The organism is Elusimicrobiales bacterium (assembly GCA_041651175.1).
GTDB lineage: Bacteria > Elusimicrobiota > Elusimicrobia > Elusimicrobiales > Elusimicrobiaceae > JAQTYB01.
On the sequence record JBAZJT010000009.1, the window covers coordinates 68,128 to 89,871 of the forward strand.

The following is a 21,744-nucleotide window of genomic DNA, read 5'->3' on the forward strand; positions in this document are numbered from 1 at the left end:
TTGCTCATCGCGGACAACAGGCCGATTTTTATGGATTTTATTGCGATACCCGGAAACCTATCGGTTGTTCAATAGATTCCACAGCTCGCCGAACAAACCCAGCCGGGTTTGGCCGCATAAGGCGGACCGGAAGCGGGAGGGTTTGCGGCGCAAACAGCGTCGTAACAGATGCCTTCCGAACACCTGATTTTATCCCCCGGCGCGGAAGCATTGTCGCTTAGCGGGAAAATCGCTTTCAGCACCTCTTTGATTTTGGTTTCCTTCATTTTCTTGCGCAGTCCGCCGATATAGGCGGATACAAGCGTGCAATTCTTCACCATCAGATTGTCCAGAAATTCCGGCTGCAATTTTTCCGGCACGTCTTTAACCAGTTTATTTAGGGCTATAATATCAAAACGGCGCTTGGGCGGCATTGGTCTGTCCAAAGGGGTTTGGGCGATTGTGCGGATTATATCGTCAACCGCGTCCATGCTTTGCGTTCGCTTCAGTTCCGCCGTGCCCAGGGTAACAATGCGCCCGTCTTCAATCCATAGATTTCCGACAAATTCCCGCCTGTCCTGAGGCGGAATGTCTTTGAGGACATCCTTCATAACCATAAACGGGAATGTCTTGCCGCTGTCCGAAGCGGATATGCCGCAGACGCTTGTCAGGAAAACAGCCAGTATTGCGAGAGTCGTTTTCATTTTGCCTCAGCTTCCGGCGGCAGAAAAGCATGCAGGTTTTTGCGGAAATCCTCTTTGCCGTCATTGCCCCAGCCATCCATGCGGGTCACTATTTTTCCATCGCGGATGAAATGGAAATAAGGCGAAGAATCCAACGTAAAACCGGGGAAATACTTTTTGCCGGCGGTGAGATAGACCTCCGGGAACTTGAAATAGTCACGCCACATCGCCACGCCGACTGAATCGAATTTGTCGGTTATGATTATGCCGTATTTGCGAAACGCAGGTCCCAGTTCCGGGTCCGCCAGCAGTTCGGACATGGCTTTTTCTCCGACGGAGCATCCAGTAAGCATGGCCATCACTATTATGGGACCATTCTCCAGCGGCAGGGTTTTGATTTGAACTTTTTTCCCGCCGTCGGACACATCGTAAACGCGCCATAATCCCGCTGCGGGCGCCGTTGACGGAATGATTTCCGGGACGCAGGGCAGCTTGAATTCGGGGAAACGATTCTTGAGCGCCGCAGCTTTGTCAAACGAGCGTTGTCTGACATAGCCCACAATCATGTCCCTTATATCATGGTCAAGGAATTTGCCGCGGCGGATTTTTTCGGCAAGAACACACTCCTGCATTTTGACAAGAGCGGCATTGTCCCGCAAATGAAAAGCGCCATCGTTGAGGGCTTCGAAAAGAATGGTTAAGGTCCTGTCTGAATAGGTTTGCAGACGATCCGCGGTAAAATCCGCAGACTTGTATCGGGACGCCAAATCCGCCATTTTGGCGGGATTATAGTCAACGGGCGTGTTCATGCCAATTATCGCCCCGCTGGTTTTGTTTACGCGGCTCTCCGGTCCCGCGCAGCCGGAAAACGCCGCAATCAGGGCAATGGCAGGCACAATTCCGATTTTTGCGTTCACGTGAGACAACTCCTTCGGGGAGGCGTTTTCAAAACGCCCCCCCGGCAGAAACAGCGTATCTAACAGGGAGCAACGCAACGTTGCCCGGGCCAGTCATGGCATGAATTATGATGATAGTCGCCATAACAGGCGGCTTCAAAGCATACGCCGTCGCCGCATAACATTTTGGAATCATGCGCCGGCGTTGTGCCATTGAGTTGCAGGAGCGGTCTCACCATTGCGTCTATAGCGGCGTCATCATTCATCAGTTTTCTCAATCCGACAACGGAATAGGAAACAATGGCGTCGCCTTTGAAGGTCAGGTTTTCAATGAATTCATCGCGCACCTCTTCCGGCACATCTTTTAGCGCGTCGGCTATGCGGATAGGCAGTTTAGCCGCATTAAGTTTTACGCTTTCCGTCGGTTTGAGCGATTGAAGGATGGCGAAAATCTGTTTATCTTCCATCGTTCGCTTGAGGGGAGCCACATCCGGCGTTACAAGATGCCCGTCCTCCATGATAAGCCCGTTGAGGAACTCCGCGCGGTCTTGCGCCGGGATGCCTTTTAGCAAATTTTTAAGGGTTGCAAGGCGTCTTGCCGCTTTATTTGAAGCATTTGGTTTCTCGGACACCGCAACCGACGCAACCGCCGGTTCATCTGCCGCCGGGATGGCGGCTAGAACCGCCTGAGCATTAGCCCTTGCATAGGCAGTGACTTGATTGAAAGCCCTGCTTTGGTTTTCAGCGTGGCTGACGCCTATAAACAATGCGGTCATAGAACAGCCCAGTATAGCATTTGTGACTTTTTTCATACTTATTCCTTCTCCCTGATTCTGTTTCATGGTACGAGGTCCTGTCTCGTATGCGCCGAAAATCCCTTTCAGTATTCGGCGGGGCTCTTTGTCCGACACAATTGCAGAAGCAATTTTTGTGCCATACTGCGGAATGCGCGGTTAATTTTGCAATTCACGCCGGGGAATGGCAGTTTCTCGGTTTTTGCGCGCAATGAATATTATTAAAATCCTGTTGCACATGAAACATCTGTAGCGTTTTGGGAATATGCTACAATACGAATGTGGGGTTGGGTTTATTTCATTTGAAATACTTTGAGGTTGGCGGTCGCCGGCTTGGGGGGACTTTATGAACACGCTCAAAATACTGGTGGTTGACGACGACAAGCTTGAGCAGAAAGTCATGCTCAAAAGCCTTGCGGGGCAGGAAGTGGATGTCGCCGATGATTACCGTTCCGCTTTGCGCAAACTCAACGCCGGACATTATGACATCTGCTTTTTTGATTTGCTGCTCGGCAAAAATGACAATTACTCCGGGCTGAAACTTATTCCCGCCGCTGTTGAAAAAGGCGCTTATCCCGTCGTGATGTCCAGTTGCGAGACCGAGGAAACCATCAACCGGGCCTACGCGCTGGGCTGCCGCGATTTTTATGTGAAAGGCAACGAGGACTCTAATATCGCCGCCGTTATCGCGCGGTATCTGCGCGGAGGCGCGGGCAGCGCGCAGGATATTTTTTCATCCGGATTTATCACCGACGACCCGTCCACCCGCTCTATGATAATCGAAGCGCTCAAATACGCGCCCGCCGCTTTGCCGATTCTGCTGCTCGGCCCGTCGGGAACCGGCAAAACCACACTGGCGAAAATCATCCACGATAATTCCGGCAGACAGGGCGATTTTGTCGCAATCAACTGCTCGGCTTACAGCGAGGATTTGCTGGAAGCCGAACTGTTCGGCTACAAAAAAGGCGCGTTCACCGGCGCGCATGACAACCGCAAAGGCAGGCTGCTGCAGGCCGACAAAGGCACATTGTTCCTGGACGAAATCGGCGCGATGAGCCAGTCCATGCAGACCAAGCTTCTCAAGGCCATTGAGGAGAAATGTTTTTACCCCGTCGGCTCGGACAGGCCGGAATACTCGGATTTCCGCGTAATCAGCGCGACATTGGAGGATATGCAGCAATTGCTGGCGCAGAAAAAGCTGCGCTTTGATTTCTTCCAGCGCGTGCATGGAATGACGATTACGTTGAAACCGCTTGAGCAGCGGAAATGCGATGTTTTCCCGTTGATAAACGCATTCTGCAAAACCGGCAAGCGATTGGCTTTTGACGACGATGCGAAGCAGTATCTGCTCCGGCATAACTGGCCGGGCAACACGCGCGAGGTGAAGCGGTTTGTAGAGCTTGTCTCGGCGGGCGGCGAAGGCAGGATAACAAAAGAAACCGCGCACCGGCACATAAAGCAGGTCGTGAGCGAAACGCAGCAGCCCGCCGGCGATTTTCTGACGCAGCAGCAATATGATTTTGCGCTCAAACACGGGCTGAATGAGGCGCTGGACCGCTTCGCATACGAGGCCATAAAGCGGAATTTAGACGAGAACAAAGGCAAAAAGGTGCGGACGCGCGGCGATTTGAAAATCGCCACGCGGCTGTTGTATTCCATGCTCAGGAAATACGGGGGCAAATGATATGGCCGGAACGACTGACATATATCACGGATTGGAATCCAAAGCCGCAAGCCTAAAAAGCGCGGTGAGATTGTTGAGGGACTGCCCGCCGGAAGAAAAGCGCGAGATGATCGCGCTTATGCGCGAGGCGGCGCAGGATATTCAGCGCTATCTGGCGGAACTGGAAAAGATACTCAGCGCGTAATCGTGTTCCGGTCAGAACCGTTCCTTCAGCCACACAACTTTTGCCGGAGCGGGTTTCGCCTGATCGGCGGCGCAAGCTGCGGAAACCACCGCGACAACCGCGCGTCCAAAGTTCACCAATTTCCCCGCCAACCGCGCCGCTATATGGTTTTTGCCAAACATAATCCAAGCCTCCTGTGTGTAATGCGGTTCGCAAAACCATGACTTGAGAATGGTTTTGCCTCCGCATATGCACTAGGGCAATTTCTATGCCAGGAAGTTTTCCGCAGGGGGGGATTCAGGCTATTGCCACGGCGGTTCTTTGCTTTGCACGTTTTTTAGGAAGGTCAGGCGCGCGAATTTATCCGGCGGATGGCCGGTTTCCATGAACAGGTTTGTAAAACCTTTATCGTGCAGGGTTTGGGCGATGTCCTCGCCTTTAACATTGTCGCCGAGTTCGGAATCAATGTAAATCGGAATAGCCAAATCCAACATAGCGTAGTCGGCCATTAGCCCGTCAGGATTTTTGTAAGTCTTCAGAGTTATCCCGTTGGCTTTCGCCGCCATTTTCCAAGTCATGTGGACAAGCGGGTCGTCGTCAACCAAAACAGCGGTTTTCCCGACGGCAGTGGCAGATTGCGTTTCTGGCATAACGGGTTTTTGCTCAGTTGCCACTATTGAAATCGGGACAAGGGCGGACAACCCCTTTGGAATCAGCCGGATTTTGAGACGGGCGCATTCTTCCATAATGCGCGGCTCGTCGTAGCGGCTGGTTACCAAAGTAACCTGCGAACCCAAACCGAGTTCATCGGCAAGACTCAATCCGGTTTCCGCAAAGCCAAGCAATTCATAGTCAAACAGATACGCCGCATTGCCAGCTTTCGGATTGGTTTTGACAAATGCGCGAATCTCGTCCGGCGTGCTGAAATGAAATTCCTCGATTCCATTCGCGCGGGCTTGCGCCGATTCCAGCCGCCCTTTCCAAATTTGATGAATGCTGGCATCGTCATCAAGAATCACGACGGCGGATTGAGTGGAAAGCGTAAGCACGGACACAAACCAATCCGGCGGCGGAGCCAGAGGCAACGTTACGGTTACAGTTGTCCCCTTGCCGATTTCAGACGCTATTTCCAACCCGCCGCCCCAGCCTTCAGCCGATTGCTTTGCATGGAAAATCCCAAGCCCGGAGCCGCCCTTCTTGCCATGAGTTTCGCCGCGCTGTCCCAACTTTGCGAGAATTCCCGGCGGTATGCCCTTGCCGTTATCAGACACGCTCACGGATATTTTGCCGCCCGATTGCGCCAGCCGAACCGACACCCGCCCCTTGTCATCCAACACTTCAACAGCGTTGTTGATCAAATTGGAAATCAGACGCTTGAACTCCGTCGGCTGAACGCTTGCGAATAAACCGTAAGAGGCAGTGTCCACCCCGCCGTCAATCTCAATCCCGATTTTGGACCGGAACTGCAACCGCTTCTCGGTAATAAGCGGCTCAATCAAACTCGACAAAAGCTGCGCGGAAGGCGACTCCGCCGATGATGAATCCGCCTCGCCGATTTGCCCGTCCGGACTTTTCATGGCGCGGTTCTGTTCGATGAGATTGTTGGCGATGTCATGTATGCGCGAGGACGCGGCGCGTATGATTATACGCTCATCCTCCGGAATATGCGCCGATCCCTTAACCGCCATATCCAAAGCCGCCAGCGGCGACCGTATATCATGCGCCACCTGCGCGGCGGTCTCCGCAATCGCGGTTTCTTTTGCGTGGGCCGCAATTATTTTCTGATACTCCTCTAATCTGGAGTGATAGATGGCCAGCTTGTCCACCAGAGTGTTTATTTCCATGGTTGTTGTAGGTTGAAAACGGAAATCGTCGGAAGGTTTCATTGAGGAAATATAATCTATGAGAGCTTCCAGCGGCTGCGTTACAAACCTTGTCAGATAGACAATCAAAAAAACGGATACAAAACCTGAAAATAACGAAGCTAAAATTATCCAATTTGTGATACTGTCAGCATTTTTTTCAACGTCATTTTGTGGAACAAAAACACATTGGGCAATGCTCGCTTCTTTAACAAAACACGCTCCGACATGCTCAACTCCGTTAAATTCGGCTCTGAGAGTGCTTCTGTTAATCTCGTGGAGATTCAACGCAATACTTTTGAGCGCTTGTTTACTTATCGAGGCGGGTGATTCTGAAATAATATTTCCGCTCGCCGTGTCGAAAGTGATGCCTGTTGTTCTTGGCGGCACTAAACCATTAGAGTATTGATCCAGCTTCTCGTTTAGCGCATTGTTCAAGTATTTTCTGTTTAACAGATTAACGGTGAAAACGATGACCATCACCGGAATAAGCGATGCAAGAACTAACGTGGCCAAAAGTTTATTGTAAAGTTTCATCAGCTCTATTCCCGTGATGCGTCTTTATGAGAATGCCCATTACGGCAAAACTGATTAAAAAGCCTATTATCATCTCGTAAATACCGGTTCTGGCGGCAAAGAAAATATTCCAGAGAATTGATGAAAGTGCACCCGAAACCAGGCCCGCTATGGCGATGTTTGCCGAGATACGTCTGTTGGTCAGCCCCATAATAATTAGCGGATTGAATGATGAGGCAAGAGTAGACCATGCGAGCAGAACCATCCAAAACACAAAACGATTATCTCCTATACCTGTCAGTATAGCCATCGCGGTGATAACTATCATGGTCATTTTGGAAAAACGAATCGCTGTTTGCGGGGTTTGATTCCCTGAAATAAGCTTTTGAACAGTGTCTTTAACGATTACTTGCGTTACAAAAAGCAAAAGTGTATCGGCGGTGGAAAGAGCCGCCGCAAGAATGGAGCAGACCAGCAATCCCGTTAAGACGGAAGGCAATCCCATTGAAACATGCATAAAAATGGATTCAGGATTCAAAAGATTCGGATAAATAGCTTTCCCCATTATGCCTATAAACACGGCCAAACTATCACAAATAAGCGTAAACAAAATCGGAATCCATGAAATCTTTCTTATATTTTCCGTGCGCTTTAGCGACAAAAATTTGGTGTAAAGATGAGGAATTCCCAGAAATCCCAAACCTATCGCAAAAAAAGAACCGGCGTCTGCAAAATCAGATGGTCTTCCACTGCCCCAAAGCGAAGTTAAAAAAAGGACGGGAACGCTCCCCGTAAGCAACACTTTATGCAACAAAACGCTGAAAACCAACACTAGTCCGCCAAACATCAATCCCGCTTGCATTAAGTTGATCTTGAATATGGCCGTTGCGCCGCCGAGAAATGTGTAAAGGCAAATTATTGTTCCAACCACCGCACAACCCAATGTTTGATTAGTTCCCAAATACATGTGGAAAACTTTACTCACAGCGGAAAGCTGGGCGGAAAAATAAGTCGGGACCAACAATATGACAATAAGCGCGGATATAACACGGATGATTCTCAATTTGTCGTCGTATCGGTTCTCAAGAAAATCAATGATGGAACCATAGCCTCGAGAATTAATTCGTTTTTGGAATAGCGGAGCCAAAAACAGCCAAGAACATGCGCAGAATACCGTTTCGCCAAAGACTACCCAAAAAGCCTTGAGGCCAATTGAATATGCCAGACCCGTGAGACCCACTATAAGCCACGCGCTCTCCCCCGCTGCGCGTTCTGTCAGCGCGACAGCGACGCCCGATTCATTTCTTGTCCCTATGAAAAACTCCTCGTCGCTTGTGTTTCTGGTTTTTGCCGCTATAAAGAACATGACGGCAAGGTAAAGGAGAATAACCGCTATGCCCATAGGTTCACAATTCCTTGTACAGAATGATTCCGGAGAAATCTTTCACTGTTCCGTACTTACTGAACTTCACATCAGCGATTATCCGGTAATTATGTTTTTTGAAAAAAGCCGTAGAGCGAAGATTATCAACAGGGGCCGTCATTATCAATACGACAATTAATTGTCCGTTCCTATCTTCCTCATATTTTTTTAGCAACGCTTCCGCGACTCCATGTCCATGTGCCTCAAAACGAACGCCTATTTGGTCCAGATAATCATACTGTCCAGACATTGCGGATGAAATGAGTTCTTTGTCATTCGTTCTCCATCCAATAGCGGTATCGGGGGCATTAAGTTTGTTTGCAAAATCCTGACCGTTTGTGGAAAGGAGATACCCATTATAAGACTGCATATCCTTCTCGACCGCATATAGCATGCCGCCGTGATTCAAATCCGATTCCAATTGTTCAATTGTGTGTCCGGATATTAGCAACCCCTTTGGCGCAATATTCTCGCCCTTTTTTACAATTTCGTTGAAAATTGCCAATGAACTTTGCACATCTACAACCTTCTGTAAATCGGTTTTCCTATATCCGCAACCAGCGAGCTTCACCACAACCATTGAACATCGCCTCCTTTTCGCATTCCCGCTCATCAGCGGCAGCGAAAAATTGTAGCATTTCACTGTCTACAAATTCCGGAGTTTGAATTCAGCCAGCGTTAAAATTTCGGCTTGGCTTACACGACTCGGTTTTCATTTATGTAAGTATGGTGTGGCACGTGACCTTGCCCGTATTCTCATTCCTGCGGGAATTGCATTTGAAATATGCGCGCAACAGTTTTGCCGTCAGTTCGGTTTTGCCGCCGATGTGCCAGTCCATGTTCTTTTCCGGGATGACGGCGGATTTGTAGTCGTAGATGCTGAATTCCAGCCCGTTGATTTTGCCGACCCATTCAATCTTGCTTTTGCCGCTTGGGAATGCGAACGGGCGGGGCTTGCCGAATACGCGGACCAGTTCGGCGTATGTCGTGCCGTCGGGCATGTAGCCGACGAGGCTTATGCCGGTTTCGGGGCCTTGGCCCATTCTGATTTCCACGTTTACGGATAATCGGATTTTCATGGCGTCTCCGTTAAAATTCCGCGTGTGTGATTTTGCCGGTTTCGGCGTCTCGGACGGTGTAATAGCGTTTGCTGTTTCGCCAGTTGCCATCGGTGAATTGTTCCTCTATCGTGATGCTCCATTTCGCCTTCGGCAGGGTTTTGCGGACGATTTCCAGCTTTTGGAGCGCGGCGGGGATATAGTCCTCCGTCGTGCCGGTCAGGGCGACGTCTTCCACGTACATCTCCGAGCCGTTTTGCCTGAGGCTCAGATAGCGCGACTTCAGTGTTTTGCCGGTCATATCGCCTCCTGTACTTTTATCTGCGCGATTGTTTTGCCGTTGTGCCGGATTATAAACCGTATGCGGCTTTTGGCGTTGCGGACTTCGGGGCGGCGGACTTGCGCCTCGGCAAATGCCCGTGCTTCGTCCGCCGTGTCAAACTTGCCGATTGTGCGGTGTATCGTGCAGCGAAACCTCGTCCCCGCCAGCGTTGTTGATACCGCCGCCACGTAGTATTTCGCCTGTTTGCCCGTCGTGGTTCTCGTCGTCATATCGTTTCCCTCCTCACCTGAAGGGTACAAGGACTTCTGCCGAACATCAAGGCCTTTTTGACGCCATTTCCCATCTGAGAAACAGGCGAAGGAAAGTCTTGATTTCCGCGCGAAGTAGCTGTACCTTCAGTGGTGACGGGAAGCAAAATTCCGAAACGGGAGGCAACATTATGAAAGCGCGCGACGCGAAAATTGGCGAGAAATACCTCTCCAAAACGGGCGCGACAGTGACAATGACTGGCGAGAAAGATGGCAAAATTGTGATGAAGCTGGCCAGCGGAATTGTGTTTCGCTGCGGGCCGGATTACGAACTGAAGCCGATAAAAAGCAGTGCCGGTGCGGTCCATAAACCCGAACCTACCGAGCCGAAGTCTAAAATTGAGAAGTCCACGCCGAGACAAAAACCCGCTGTCAGCGGGGCGTGCATGTCGTTGGCGTCCATCATAGACCCGTTCCTGCTCAGCGGCGGGCATACTGTGCGCGATATCGCCATAGAACTGTCCAACAAGGCGGGCGATGCCGCGCAGGGCAAAAACCTTGAGGCCAACGTGCGCGCGAGGATGGTTACGTACGCCCGCAAAGGCTGGCGCGTCGTCAAGGACGAGAGCAAGCGCGTAAAAATCGTCCAATCGAAGGGATAATTTCATGGAGTCTTGTGAATATGCCTAGCGACGACGTGATGGCACGGTGCCAGCGACAGTTCCCCACGCTGGGCTGACGTCCGACTCCATCTTTGCCATCGCTACTGCGGGCTTTTGTATAATCGGAAAAAGTGGCACGCCGTAAAGGAGGCAGACAATGCCGGACAAGGAAATTCTGGTGGTTTACTACTCGCGCACTGGCTATACCAAAAAAGTCGCGCAGGATTTGTCGCAGCGGCTTGGCGCGGATACCGAGGAAATACGGGATTTGAGCGACCGCTCCGGATTCATTGGCTATCTGAAAGCTGTGCGCGCCGCAATGAAGGAGATTCCTGCGGAAAATGCCCCGGCCTCGGCCAAACCCGGAAATTACAAGCTGCTTGTAATCGGCACGCCGGTTTGGGCCTGGAACATGACTCCCGCAGTGCGCGCATATCTTGAGATGAATACGGGAAAACTGCCGAAAGTCGCTTTTTTCACCACTTTCGGCGGCAGCGGGCATGAGAAAACCGTGCGGCTGATGGAAGGGCTTTCCGGCAAAAAGGCCGAGGCTTCCGCCGGGTTCAGGCAGCGGCAAATCGGCAAATCTCCGGCATACGAGGCGCAACTGGACACTTTTGTAAAAACGCTTATCGGAACCACTGCTGCTAACTAATGGTCTGGAAACCCGAGTAGAAAATTTGGCATAAACGTGCCTGAAGTAATCTTCGCTCATGGCAAAAACAATCGCCAGCGGGAATGCGCTTGATATCATCCTTACTCCCGCTGGACATCTCAGGGTGGAATCCGCGGAAGCGGCAATATCCGTCCGCTGCCCGCTGCCGGAAACGACAGTCCGGCAAATTTCGGACGCTTTCGGAAAAGGCTCCGCCGAGGGTCTTCTCCACCTGGCCACAGCCGAGACGCAGACTACTCTCCCTGCGGCGTTTTCATACTGGAGGGATTTTGCCAGCCGCTTCCTCACTGCGTTATGCCATATTCCTGAAATTACGGGCGAAGAAATAAGTCCCGTTTCTCCGCCGGAAACTTCTGAAATAGACAGGCTCCTGCAGTCCGCGCCGCCCATGCGCGGTGCGGAATACCTGAACGCTGCCGTACTGACGGCTGTGTGGGCGGAGTTGGACAAGTGTGTGCGCGGCAAAATTGTCGCGGGCAAGGGCGGGATATCCGTTTGGCTGCAGAATCATGCCCCCCTATGGCATCGCGTCGGGCGCGTCTGCTTCCATTTGGCGGAGAACAGGCGCGACACCGAACGTCCTTTCGCTTTCCTTGCCACCTATGCGCCGCGCGTATCCAGCCAGGGCAGGGTTCAGTACCAGCCCCTCTCAAGAGCGTTGGAAGAATACGCTGGCGCAAAGAACAAATCCGGGCTGGAGAAGCTTTTAACGCCGGTGCAGCGCGCGTCCGAAACAAGCGCGCTGGCCCGCGAATTGGTGGATTCGGGCGAGGTTTTTCATCCGCTGGCATGGACGGCGGCTGACGCGCATCGCTTTCTTCAGGACGCGCCGATACTGGAGGAAGCGGGGTTGCTTCTGCGTGTTCCCGATTGGTGGAAAAAGCGTCCGCGCCCTGTCGTGCGGGTGAGGGTGGGCGACAAAGTTTCGGGGCGGTTGGGCGCAGGGGCCATGCTGGACTTCAATGTGGAAACCGTGCTGGACGGAGAAGTCCTTTCCGACACGGAGTGGCGGCGATTATTGCAAGCCGAGTCTGGTCTCGTCCTCCTCAAGGGCCGCTGGGTTGAGGTGGACCGGGAAAAACTGGCGCAGGCCATGTCGCACTGGGAGAAAGTCCGCAAAGCCGCGCGGGAGAAAGGCATTTCATTCCTGGAGGCCATGCGGCTGCTCTCCGGCGCGCCGATGGACATGTCCGGCGTTGACAATAATGACGCCGCGCGCCAATGGGCTTTTGTGGAAGCCGGCAAAACACTGTCCGGCATATTGCGGGAATTGCGCGAGCCGCAGGCCCTGGATTATAAGACGCCCGGCTGCGGCTTAAAGGCGGATTTGCGGCCATATCAGCGCGCGGGCGTGGGCTGGCTGCGTTTTCTGTCGCGGCTGGGTTTGGGCGCATGTCTCGCCGACGATATGGGCCTTGGGAAAACCGTGCAGGTGCTGGCTCTCCTGCTCATCCTCAAGCGCGACAGCGATATAAAGCGTCCTTCAATCATAGTGCTGCCGGCCTCGCTTCTAGCAAATTGGAGGGACGAGATTGCGCGTTTTGCGCCGACGCTGTCGGCTAAGTTCATCCATCCTTCGGAGATGGAAGCGGAGGAAATTTCCGCGCTATCTCGCGAGCCGGACAAGACGCTTGCGGGTGTGGATGCCGTCTTTACCTCCTACGGCATGCTCCTGCGCCAGCCGTGGCTAAAAAATGTGTCATGGAGGCTTGCGGTCATTGACGAGGCGCAAGCGATAAAAAATCCCTCTGCACGGCAGACCCGCGCGGTCAAGGAGCTTCGCGCCGACTCGCGCGTGGCGCTGACCGGAACGCCCATTGAGAACCGGCTTACCGACCTCTGGTCGCTTTTTGATTTTATCTGTCCGGGGTTGCTTGGCTCGCTCAAGGAGTTTGATGCCTTTACCAAGGTGTTAGAAGGAAAAACGGACGCCTACGGCCCGCTTCGGACATTGGCGCGGCCATACATCCTGCGCCGCCTGAAAACGGACCCTTCCGTCATCTCCGACCTGCCGGATAAAACCGAGGTTCAGGCTTTCTGCCCGCTTACCGGAAAGCAAGCCGCGCTCTATGAGGATTCGGTGGAGGAACTGCGGCAGCAACTCAACGGCCTGGACGGCATCAAACGACGCGGCGCGATACTCGCATTCCTGTTGCGTTTCAAGCAGATATGCAACCATCCGGCGCAGTGGCTTGGGACAGGGGACTACGCGCCCGGCGAGAGCGGCAAGTTCGCGCGGCTGCGTGAAATCGCCGAAGAGATAGCCTCGCGGCAGGAGAAGGTTCTCGTCTTCACCCAGTTTCGCGAGATGACCGGGCCGCTTGCGGATTTCATGGCGGGCATATTCAGGCGGCCCGGCGCGGTCCTGCACGGCGGTGTGCCGGTGAAAAAACGCAAAGCTCTGGTGGCTGCCTTCCAGTCCGAGGACGGGCCGCCGTTTTTCGTCCTCTCGCTCAAGGCGGGCGGCACGGGCCTCAACCTTACAGCGGCCTCGCATGTCATACATTTTGACCGCTGGTGGAACCCCGCGGTGGAGAATCAGGCCACGGACCGCGCATTCCGCATCGGTCAAAAACGCAATGTGATGGTGAACAAGTTTGTCTGCAAAGGAACGATAGAGGAAAAGATTGACGCTCTGATACGCGATAAAACGACGCTTGCCAGGGACCTTCTGGAAACCGGCTCGCAGGCGCTGATGACAGAAATGAAGGACGACGAATTGCTAAAATTTGTTTCGCTTGATGTCCATGGAATCGCCGCTGGCGGCGACGAATAGGGGGGATTGCAATGGCTTCTTGGGGATATGGATGGCGGCCTTATGTGCCTGTTGCGGAGCGGCGGCGCAAAGCGGTTCTGCAAATGGAAAAGCTGCGCAAGAAGGGGGAAGCGGCTTCACCGGTCCGCATAGAAGGGCGGCAAATCGCCCGCACCTTCTGGGGCAAGGCCTGGTGCGCGCATCTGGAAAAATTCAGCGATTACGAGAACCGCCTGCCGCGCGGACGGTCATACGTTCGCAACGGTTCGGTCTGCCACCTTGATATCAAGAAAGGCGAGATACAGGCCAGGGTGATGGGCTCCCGCCTCTATACTGTCAAAGTTGCGGTGAACCCGCTCCCGGATGACCGGTGGAAAGCGGTCAAAAAATGCTGTGGCGGGGAAGTCGCGTCCCTCCTGGACCTTTTGCGCGGAAAACTGTCGGACACCGTTATGGCGGTTGTTACCAACCGCGACAAAGGGCTGTTCCCTCTGCCGAAGGAAATCGCGTTGAACTGCTCCTGCCCGGACTGGGCCGGTATGTGCAAGCACGTGGCGGCGGTTCTCTACGGAGTGGGCGCGCGTCTGGATGAAAAACCGGAGCTTCTATTCTTGTTGCGCGGCGTCAATCATGAAGAGCTTGTCGGTTCGGCACAGGCCGGCAGCGTCATCGCCAGGGGCAGGAAAGGCGGCAAACACAAGAAGCTCTCGGACAGAAATCTGGAAGAGGTGTTTGGTATAGAACTCGCGCCGCCGCCCTCTCTGCGGAAGGGAAAACAGCGAAAAACTGAACCGCGAAAAATTCATGCTCCCAAGAGCGGCCGCCGCGCAGCACAATAGTTATAATGAATACCGCAAGGGGGGTATATCAACAATTATCTTGCTCGCAGCCTGCAAAACAAACCCAAGCCGGAATGGCAAACGCTGAATGAGCATTCCGGCAATGTCGCGCGCCGCGCTGCCGCCTTTGCGGAGAAATTCGATTCCGCGAAATGGGCGGAACTTGCAGGATTGTTGCACGATATCGGAAAAGCCTCGCCGCAATGGCAGCGATATCTTGAACAATCCAGCGGGGGCCAACCCTGTTCCGTTTATCCGCAGCATTCTATTTACGGGGCGTGCCATGCGGTTTCCAAATATGGCGATGGCGTCGGGAGAGTTCTTGCCTATATAATCGCCGGACACCACGCCGGTCTTTCCGATTGGCAGACGGCCCAATCCGGAGCCAATGGATTGAAATACAAATTAGATGCGCAGAAACAGTCCATGCAGTCTTCTATTACTGCTTACGCCGATGCCCTTGTTCCTGGAAAAAATGCGCCGGTTCCTCCCTTAAAAGCATGTCCTGACGATAAAGGCGAGGCATATATTCATTTGTGGATACGTCTGCTTTTTTCCTGCCTCGTGGATGCGGACAGGCTTGACGCCGAGTCCGCCGAAAACAAAGAACGGGCCGGTCTTCGTGAGAAGTTTGAGCCTTTGGAAAAGTTGGCGGAGCGCTTTTTCGCGCACATGGCGAAAATGGAGGCAGACCCCAATCCCGGTCCGGTCAACATTATCCGGCGGGAAGTGCGCGGCTATTGCGAAACGGCAGCGGAACAGCCGCCCGGTTTTTTCAGCTTGAGCGTTCCTACCGGCGGCGGGAAAACATTGTCCGGCATGGCTTTTGCATTTCGCCATGCGTTGCGGCATCAAAGCAGCAGGATAATCTATGTCATCCCTTATACAAGCATTCTGGAGCAAACAGCCGACACGCTAAAAAAAATACTTGGGCCTGAAAATGTGATTGAACATCACAGCACTGTGGAGCCGGAAAATGAAACCGAACAATCCCGTCTCGCCTGCGAGAACTGGGATGCCCCTGTAATAGTTACCACGAATGTGCAGTTTTTTGAGTCGTTATATGCCGCCAAAGCCGGGCGTTGCCGCAAGCTGCACAATATCGTTAACAGCGTCGTCATACTCGACGAGGCGCAATTGCTTCCGCCCACATTGCTTCACCCGTGCGTTACCGCGATGAAGCAATTGACGCGTTGCTATGGCGTAACTTTTGTTTTGTCCACCGCCACGCAGCCTGCATGGGATGAGCTTGAAGCTGACACACGCGAAATCACACCGGCATCCGCAAGACTGTATGAACGTTTACGCAGGGTGCAGTACAATATTGCCGCCCACGATGCTGCTCCGATTTCATGGCAGGACATTGCAGGAGAATTGCAAAAGCATGAACAGGCCCTTTGCGTGGTAAATACCCGCCGCGATTGTTACGACCTGTTCCGACTTATGCCGGAGGGAACCATACATCTTTCCGCTCTTATGTGCGGACAACACAGGGCGGGAGTGATAGCGAAAATAAAAAAATTGCTCTCTGACAAAAAGCCGGTGCGCGTGGTAAGCACTCAACTTGTGGAAGCGGGGGTTGATATAGATTTCCCCATAGTCTACCGTGCCCGCGCGGGGCTGGATTCAATTGCCCAATCCGCAGGGCGTTGCAACCGGGAAGGGAAATTGAAGGTGGGAGAAGTTAATGTATTTATCCCCGAAAACGAACGCCTGCCACCGTTACTGAGAAAAGGCAGAGATACAACAATTGAAATGCAATGCTCATCTGGTTGCAATCTGCATGAGTCGGAAACATTCAAGAAGTACTTCAAAAATTTTTATCAGAGAGGCACCAGCAACGGGAAAGAGGAATTTCACGATTACTTCGTCAGGAATGTCGGTTCCGTTGACTTCCAATTTCGAAAGGCAGAGGACTGGTTCCGTCTTATAGACGATTACAGCCGCCCCGTGATAGTCCGCTACAGCGGTAATGAAAAGTTGATAGCTGCTTTGCGCGCCGCAGGGCCGACGCGCGAGATAATGCGGAACCTGCAACGTTATATGGTCAACATCCCCGCGCGGCTGGTTCCTCAAATGGCAGCCGACGGCAGACTTGAACAGTTGGAAGACGAAATTCTTTTACAGGGCTTGCTTTCATATAATGAGCAAACCGGACTTGATTTGAACGGCGAAATACCGCCGGAAACCTTGATGGCATAGGAGGATTATGAAAGGATTCTGTCTGGAAGCGAGCGGGCCGTACGCCTGCTTTACCCGTCCTGAAATGAAAGTTGAACGGGTGAGCTATGACGTTATCACCCCGTCCGCCGCGCGCGCCATATTTGACGCGGTGTTGTGGAAACCGGCCATACGCTGGCATATCAAAAAGATAGAGGTTCTCGCGCCGATAAAATGGTTTTCAATAAGGCGCAACGAAGTGGGCGGGGTTGCCTCCCCCGGCAAAAAAGGCATATATATAGAGGACGACAGGCAGCAGCGCGCGGGACTTATACTGCGCGACGTGAAATACCGGCTTCATGCCGAGTTTGAGTTCATCCCGACGGAGAAACGGCAAAAAACCGTAAACCCCTTGCCGGAAAACTTTTCCGACGAAGATGAGCGCGCGGAAATGCGCAAAGACGAAACCCCCGCAAAATACGCGGCGATGTTTGAACGCCGCGCGAAAAAAGGGCAGTGCTTTAATCAGCCATACCTCGGCTGCCGGGAATTCGCGGCTGATGTGCGGCTGGTTGACCCTCAAGCAGAGTCGTCCACGCCGATAAACGAAACCCGCGACCTCAGCATAATGCTCTACGATATGGATTACGCCGACCCGCAAAACCCGAAGCCGTTGTTTTTCAGGGCGATGATGCAGTACGGCATAATCACGGTGCCGGACCATAACAGCGCGGAGGTGATGAGATGATTCTTCAAGCGTTAAATGAATATTACGAACGAAAAGCCGCGCTGCCGGACAGCGGCATTGCGCCGTATGGCCTTGAGTGGAAAGAGATTCCTTTCATAATAGTTCTGGATTCAGACGGCAATCCTATAAACATTGAATCCACCTATGAGGGAGAGGGCAAAAAGCGGCGCGCCAAACGTTTCCTCGTGCCGCATTCCATAAAGCGCTCCAGCGGGATTGCCTCCAATTTACTTTGGGATAATCCGGAATATGCGCTTGGAATATCGGAAAAAGGCGATGCAAAACGGCATAACGAATTCGTGCGCCGCGTTTGTGAACTTGATGAAAAACGTATTCCGGAAATTACGGCGCTAAAAAAATTCCTCATGCGGGACAACAAAAAGGCCTTGCTGGAAAATTTGCCGTCATGCGCGGAAACCTTGAAACAAATGCTGGAAAAAGGCGGCAATGTATCTTTTCGGATTGCCAGAGCCGATAGCATCATCCCTGAAATGCCGACAGTTCATGCCGTCGCGCAGGCTGATGCGAAAAGCGATGATGCTGTTGACGGTCTGTGTCTGGTTTCAGGAATCCGCGGGAAAATAGCCAGAATGCATACGGCGATAAAAGGCGTGTGGGGGGCGCAGCCAAGCGGCGGCAACATAGTTTCATTCAATCAGCCGTCATTTTGTTCCCATGAGAAGTTTGGCAAGCAGGGCGAAAACGCCCCTGTTGGCGAAAAAGCCGAATTCGCCTATACCACAGCGCTAAATCAGTTGTTGCGAAAAGATTCCGCGCAACGGCTTCAGGTCGGCGACGCCAGCACAGTGTTCTGGGCGGCAAAAGACACCGCGTTTGAGGGCGGTTTCGCCGCCCTGTTTAATTTGCCGCCCAAAGACGACCCGGACGCCAATCTGCACGCCATTGAAGCTTTTCTGACTTCCGTTCAGACCGGCGTTTTTTCCACGCCGCAAGCGCGGGAAACCAACTTCTATGTGCTGGGGTTGTCGCCCAATGTTTCCCGCATATCAATCCGTTTCTGGTTTGCGCAAACTGTCGCGGTTATGGCTGAAAATATTGCGCGGCATTTTAACGATATCAAGATAACGCATGGCCCGAAGGAAAAAGACGCATTGCCGCTTTTCCGATTGCTTGTTTCAACCGCGGCAAACAGCAAATCCGAAAATATCCCGCCCAATCTCGCAGGAGAAACCATGCGGGCCATACTGGAAGGGCTGCCCTATCCGCAAACACTGTTGCAAGCTGCCATAAACCGCATCCGCGCTGAGCATGAAATCAATTACCCGCGCGCTGCGCTTATAAAAGCCTGCATCAACCGTTCCGCAAGATATAAAAATCCATCAGCAGAGGAGGAACTCAAAGTGAGCTTGGACAAAGAAAACAGATCGGCTGGCTACCTGCTCGGCAGGCTGTTTGCCGCGCTGGAAAAAATACAGGAAGAGGCAAACGGTTCCGCCACAATCCGCGAGAGGTTTTACGGCGCGGCATCGGGAACGCCGATAGTGGTTTTTGGCAATCTGATGCGCCTCAAAAACCATCATCTGGCGAAACTCTCCGATGGACGGCGTATCCAATTCGAAAAACTGCTCGGCGAGATACATGCCGGCGTGGACGCAAACGGCTATCCAACCCATTTGCCGCTGGCCGACCAGGGCCGCTTCGCAATCGGCTACTATCACCAGAAGCAGGACTTTTACACCAAAAAGGAAGACAAATAAAGGAGACCGCTATGACCGACACAATCAAGAACCGCTATGACTTCGTTTACGTATTCGATGTGCAGGACGGCAATCCCAACGGTGACCCGGACGCAGGCAACCTGCCACGCATAGACCCCGAAACCGGACGCGGCATTGTCACCGATGTCTGCCTAAAACGCAAAGTGCGCAACTATGTGCAACTCGATAAAAAATGTTCCGATGGCCATGATATATTCGTGAAAGAAAAAGCCGTGCTGAACAAAAATATCGCTGATGCCTACGCCAAACTCGGCATTGACCTTGAAAAAGAACCCAATGATGTAAAGGATGGCAAAAAACGAAACAGCAAGGGGGAGGCACAGGGCGGCGAGGTGGAAAAGGGTCGTGTGCAGATGTGCAAAAACTACTATGACATCCGCACCTTCGGAGCTGTGATGAGTACCGGTGCCAACGCCGGTCAGGTGCGTGGCCCCGTGCAGCTTACTTTTGCCCGTTCAGTGGACCCTGTGGTTACATTGGAACATTCCATCACCCGCATGGCGGTGGCGACCGAGGCCGAGGCCGAAAAGCAATCCGGCGATAATCGCACTATGGGCCGCAAAACCACCATTCCTTACGGCATTTATGTCGCGCATGGTTTCATCTCCGCGCCGCTTGCTTCCCAAACCGGTTTTAACGACGCGGATTTGGAACTTTTCTGGAACTCGCTGGTCAACATGTTTGAGCATGACCGCTCCGCAGCGCGCGGCCTTATGTCCGCCAGAAAACTGGTCATCTTCAAGCATGATGACGCAATGGGCAGCGCTCCCGCCAGCAAGCTGTTTGATTTGGTTAAAATAACCAGAGCGACAGATGCGGCAAAACCGGCGCGGGAATTCACGGATTATAAGGTAGACATCAATCGCGCGGCTGTTCCGCCCCGCGTAACCGTGATAGACGACAAAATCTGATGTACTCCGACGAGGAATTGCTGCCTTTGTCGGCGTTGCAGCATTTCATATTCTGCCGGCGGCAGTGCGCGCTTATCCACATAGAGCAGTCATGGACGGAGAATGCGCACACTGCCGAAGGCAGGGTTATGCACGAGCGCGCGCATGACGAGGGGCATCAGACGCTGCCGGGCGTTCGGGTTGAGCGCGGGCTGGCGCTGGTTTCGCGCGAGCTTGGCTTGTCGGGAAAGGCTGACATTGTTGAATTCCGCGACGGCGGAACCGGTGTCCCCGTTGTTTTCCCCGTTGAGTATAAACGCGGCAGGCAAAAGTCAGACGATTGCGACAATGTGCAGCTTTGCGCGCAGGCGTTGTGCCTTGAGGAAATGCTGAAAACGGCGATACCGTCGGGGGCCATATTTTACGGCAAAGTGCGCCGCCGTCACGAGGTGCAGTTCACCGCGCAACTGCGCGAAAAAACCATTGAAACCGCCCGGCTTTTGCATGAGTTCATCTCCACCGCGGCAACGCCGAAGCCGTGTTACTGCCCGCAATGCCAGGCTTGCTCTTTTATCGGCGTTTGCCTGCCGAAAACCATGTATGCGGCAAAACCGGTGGCCGGTTATTTCAACGAGGCTCTTGCTGACCTGTGAAAAAATATCTGAACACTTTGTTTGTTACCACTCAAGGTTCGTACCTGTCAAAGGAGGGGGAAACCATTGTCGTCAGCGCGGACAGGGAAAAACTGCTGCAAGTTCCCGCCATCGCATTGGGCGGCATAGTGTGTTTCGGCAATGTGGCTTGCAGCCCTTTTCTGCTGGGATTTTGCGCCGAAAGCGGCATTACGGTCAGTTTTCTGACCGAGTACGGCAGATTTTTGGCGAGCGTGCAGGGGAAAATATCCGGCAACGTGCTTTTGCGGCGCAAGCAATACCGTGTTGCGGACACCGAAACGGAATGCCTTGCAATCGCGCGCGCATTTACCATCGGCAAAATTTACAACTGCCGCAGCGTGCTTTGCCGCGCCTTGCGCGATCACGGCGATAAAATAGACAGGCAGGCGGTTGAAGCTGCCGTCAACGCTCTTGCCCATTCGGTGAAAAAAGCGCAAAGCTGCGCGACGCTGGATTTCCTGCGGGGCGTAGAGGGCGAGGCGGCAAAACTGTATTTTTCCGTGTTCAATAACCTGATTCTGGCGCAGAAAGACGCTTTCAATTTCGACGAGCGCAACCGCCGTCCGCCGCTGGACAATGTCAATTGCCTGCTTTCGTTTATCTACACTTTGCTTATGCACGATGTGCGCGCCGCGCTTGAGACGGTGGGGTTGGATTCCTGTGTCGGTTTCATGCACAAGGACAGGCCCGGCAGAGCAAGCCTTGCGCTGGACATGATGGAAGAATGGCGTCCTGTTATCGCGGACAGGCTGGCGCTCTCCCTGATAAATCGGGAACAACTCTCAGGCAATGATTTTACCAAAGCGGAGACAGGCGCGGTTCTGCTTTCCGATAAAGGCAGGAAGACGCTTCTGACCGCCTATCAAAAACGCAAGCAGGAGGAAATAACGCATCCCTATTTGCAGGAAACGGTTGAGACGGGTCTACTGTTTTATATTCAGGCGCTTTTGCTTGCAAGACATTTGCGCGGCGATATTGACGGGTATCCCGCTTTTCTGTGGAAGTGAGGTTG

The 21,744-nt window shown here is 52.9% G+C and carries 21 protein-coding genes; 12 read left to right on the plus strand and 9 right to left on the minus strand.

The window, feature by feature from the left end; translation table 11 throughout:
• Positions 1-68: 68 nt before the first annotated feature.
• The 3 genes from WC421_06610 to WC421_06620 form a co-directional block, all read right to left on the minus strand.
• Positions 69-683, minus strand: a complete 615-nt coding sequence (locus WC421_06610) for a hypothetical protein (protein ID MFA5161901.1) — start codon at positions 681-683, stop codon at positions 69-71.
• Positions 680-1,558 (minus strand): hypothetical protein, encoded by an 879-nt coding sequence (locus WC421_06615; protein ID MFA5161902.1) that lies wholly within the window; start codon positions 1,556-1,558, stop codon positions 680-682. The genes WC421_06610 and WC421_06615 overlap by 4 nt, the downstream gene beginning before the upstream one ends.
• 80 nt (positions 1,559-1,638) lie before the next feature.
• Positions 1,639-2,370 carry a hypothetical protein gene (locus WC421_06620; GenBank protein ID MFA5161903.1) on the minus strand — a complete coding sequence of 244 codons (732 nt, stop codon included), beginning with the start codon at positions 2,368-2,370 and terminating at the stop codon, positions 1,639-1,641.
• A 328-nt stretch (positions 2,371-2,698) separates the two neighbouring features.
• Between WC421_06620 and WC421_06625 the strand changes: the two genes are divergently transcribed.
• Positions 2,699-4,036 (plus strand): sigma 54-interacting transcriptional regulator, encoded by a 1,338-nt coding sequence (locus WC421_06625; GenBank protein MFA5161904.1) that lies wholly within the window; start codon positions 2,699-2,701, stop codon positions 4,034-4,036.
• Position 4,037: 1 nt separating this feature from the next.
• Positions 4,038-4,220 carry a hypothetical protein gene (locus WC421_06630; protein MFA5161905.1) on the plus strand — a complete coding sequence of 61 codons (183 nt, stop codon included), beginning with the start codon at positions 4,038-4,040 and terminating at the stop codon, positions 4,218-4,220.
• Positions 4,221-4,501: 281 nt separating this feature from the next.
• On the opposite strand, the gene WC421_06635 is transcribed toward WC421_06630, so the two are convergent.
• The 6 genes from WC421_06635 to WC421_06660 all read right to left on the minus strand — a co-directional run bounded on the left by WC421_06635 (position 4,502) and on the right by WC421_06660 (position 9,610).
• Positions 4,502-6,598 carry a HAMP domain-containing sensor histidine kinase gene (locus tag WC421_06635; protein MFA5161906.1) on the minus strand — a complete coding sequence of 699 codons (2,097 nt, stop codon included), beginning with the start codon at positions 6,596-6,598 and terminating at the stop codon, positions 4,502-4,504.
• Positions 6,582-7,979, minus strand: a complete 1,398-nt coding sequence (locus WC421_06640; protein ID MFA5161907.1) for a hypothetical protein — start codon at positions 7,977-7,979, stop codon at positions 6,582-6,584. The genes WC421_06635 and WC421_06640 overlap by 17 nt, the downstream gene beginning before the upstream one ends.
• A 4-nt stretch (positions 7,980-7,983) precedes the next feature.
• Positions 7,984-8,580, minus strand: coding sequence for a hypothetical protein (locus WC421_06645; protein MFA5161908.1), 597 nt, complete (start codon positions 8,578-8,580; stop codon positions 7,984-7,986).
• A 136-nt stretch (positions 8,581-8,716) separates the two neighbouring features.
• A complete protein-coding gene (locus tag WC421_06650) occupies positions 8,717-9,079 on the minus strand; it encodes a hypothetical protein (protein ID MFA5161909.1) in 363 nt (120 codons plus the stop codon).
• 10 nt (positions 9,080-9,089) lie between these two features.
• Positions 9,090-9,359, minus strand: a complete 270-nt coding sequence (locus WC421_06655) for a hypothetical protein (protein MFA5161910.1) — start codon at positions 9,357-9,359, stop codon at positions 9,090-9,092.
• Positions 9,356-9,610, minus strand: a complete 255-nt coding sequence (locus WC421_06660; protein MFA5161911.1) for a hypothetical protein — start codon at positions 9,608-9,610, stop codon at positions 9,356-9,358. The genes WC421_06655 and WC421_06660 overlap by 4 nt, the downstream gene beginning before the upstream one ends.
• A gap of 170 nt (positions 9,611-9,780) precedes the next feature.
• Here WC421_06660 and WC421_06665 point away from each other — a divergent pair, with 170 nt between their 5' ends.
• The 10 genes from WC421_06665 to cas1c all read left to right on the plus strand — a co-directional run bounded on the left by WC421_06665 (position 9,781) and on the right by cas1c (position 21,739).
• Positions 9,781-10,251, plus strand: coding sequence for a hypothetical protein (locus WC421_06665; protein MFA5161912.1), 471 nt, complete (start codon positions 9,781-9,783; stop codon positions 10,249-10,251).
• 157 nt (positions 10,252-10,408) lie between these two features.
• Positions 10,409-10,906 (plus strand): flavodoxin, encoded by a 498-nt coding sequence (locus WC421_06670; protein MFA5161913.1) that lies wholly within the window; start codon positions 10,409-10,411, stop codon positions 10,904-10,906.
• A gap of 58 nt (positions 10,907-10,964) precedes the next feature.
• Positions 10,965-13,703: a DEAD/DEAH box helicase gene (locus WC421_06675; protein MFA5161914.1), complete on the plus strand. Its 2,739-nt coding sequence runs from the start codon at positions 10,965-10,967 to the stop codon at positions 13,701-13,703.
• 11 nt (positions 13,704-13,714) lie between these two features.
• Positions 13,715-14,521: an SWIM zinc finger family protein gene (locus WC421_06680; GenBank protein ID MFA5161915.1), complete on the plus strand. Its 807-nt coding sequence runs from the start codon at positions 13,715-13,717 to the stop codon at positions 14,519-14,521.
• 84 nt (positions 14,522-14,605) lie between these two features.
• Complete coding sequence (gene cas3 / locus WC421_06685; GenBank protein MFA5161916.1) at positions 14,606-16,723, plus strand: CRISPR-associated helicase Cas3'; 2,118 nt, start codon at positions 14,606-14,608, stop codon at positions 16,721-16,723.
• Positions 16,724-16,730: 7 nt separating this feature from the next.
• On the plus strand, positions 16,731-17,429 hold the full coding sequence (gene cas5c, locus WC421_06690; protein ID MFA5161917.1) for a type I-C CRISPR-associated protein Cas5c: 699 nt from the start codon (positions 16,731-16,733) through the stop codon (positions 17,427-17,429).
• Positions 17,426-19,147: a type I-C CRISPR-associated protein Cas8c/Csd1 gene (gene cas8c, locus WC421_06695; GenBank protein ID MFA5161918.1), complete on the plus strand. Its 1,722-nt coding sequence runs from the start codon at positions 17,426-17,428 to the stop codon at positions 19,145-19,147. Before cas5c ends, cas8c begins: the two co-directional genes overlap by 4 nt.
• An 11-nt stretch (positions 19,148-19,158) precedes the next feature.
• Positions 19,159-20,079, plus strand: coding sequence for a type I-C CRISPR-associated protein Cas7/Csd2 (cas7c, locus tag WC421_06700; protein ID MFA5161919.1), 921 nt, complete (start codon positions 19,159-19,161; stop codon positions 20,077-20,079).
• The gene (cas4, locus tag WC421_06705; protein ID MFA5161920.1) at positions 20,079-20,711 is read left to right on the plus strand and encodes a CRISPR-associated protein Cas4; all 633 of its coding nucleotides are present in this window, start codon (positions 20,079-20,081) and stop codon (positions 20,709-20,711) included. The genes cas7c and cas4 overlap by 1 nt, the downstream gene beginning before the upstream one ends.
• Entirely contained in the window at positions 20,708-21,739 is a 1,032-nt protein-coding gene (gene cas1c / locus WC421_06710) for a type I-C CRISPR-associated endonuclease Cas1c (GenBank protein ID MFA5161921.1), read from the plus strand. Before cas4 ends, cas1c begins: the two co-directional genes overlap by 4 nt.
• The last annotated feature ends 5 nt before the right edge of the window (positions 21,740-21,744 follow it).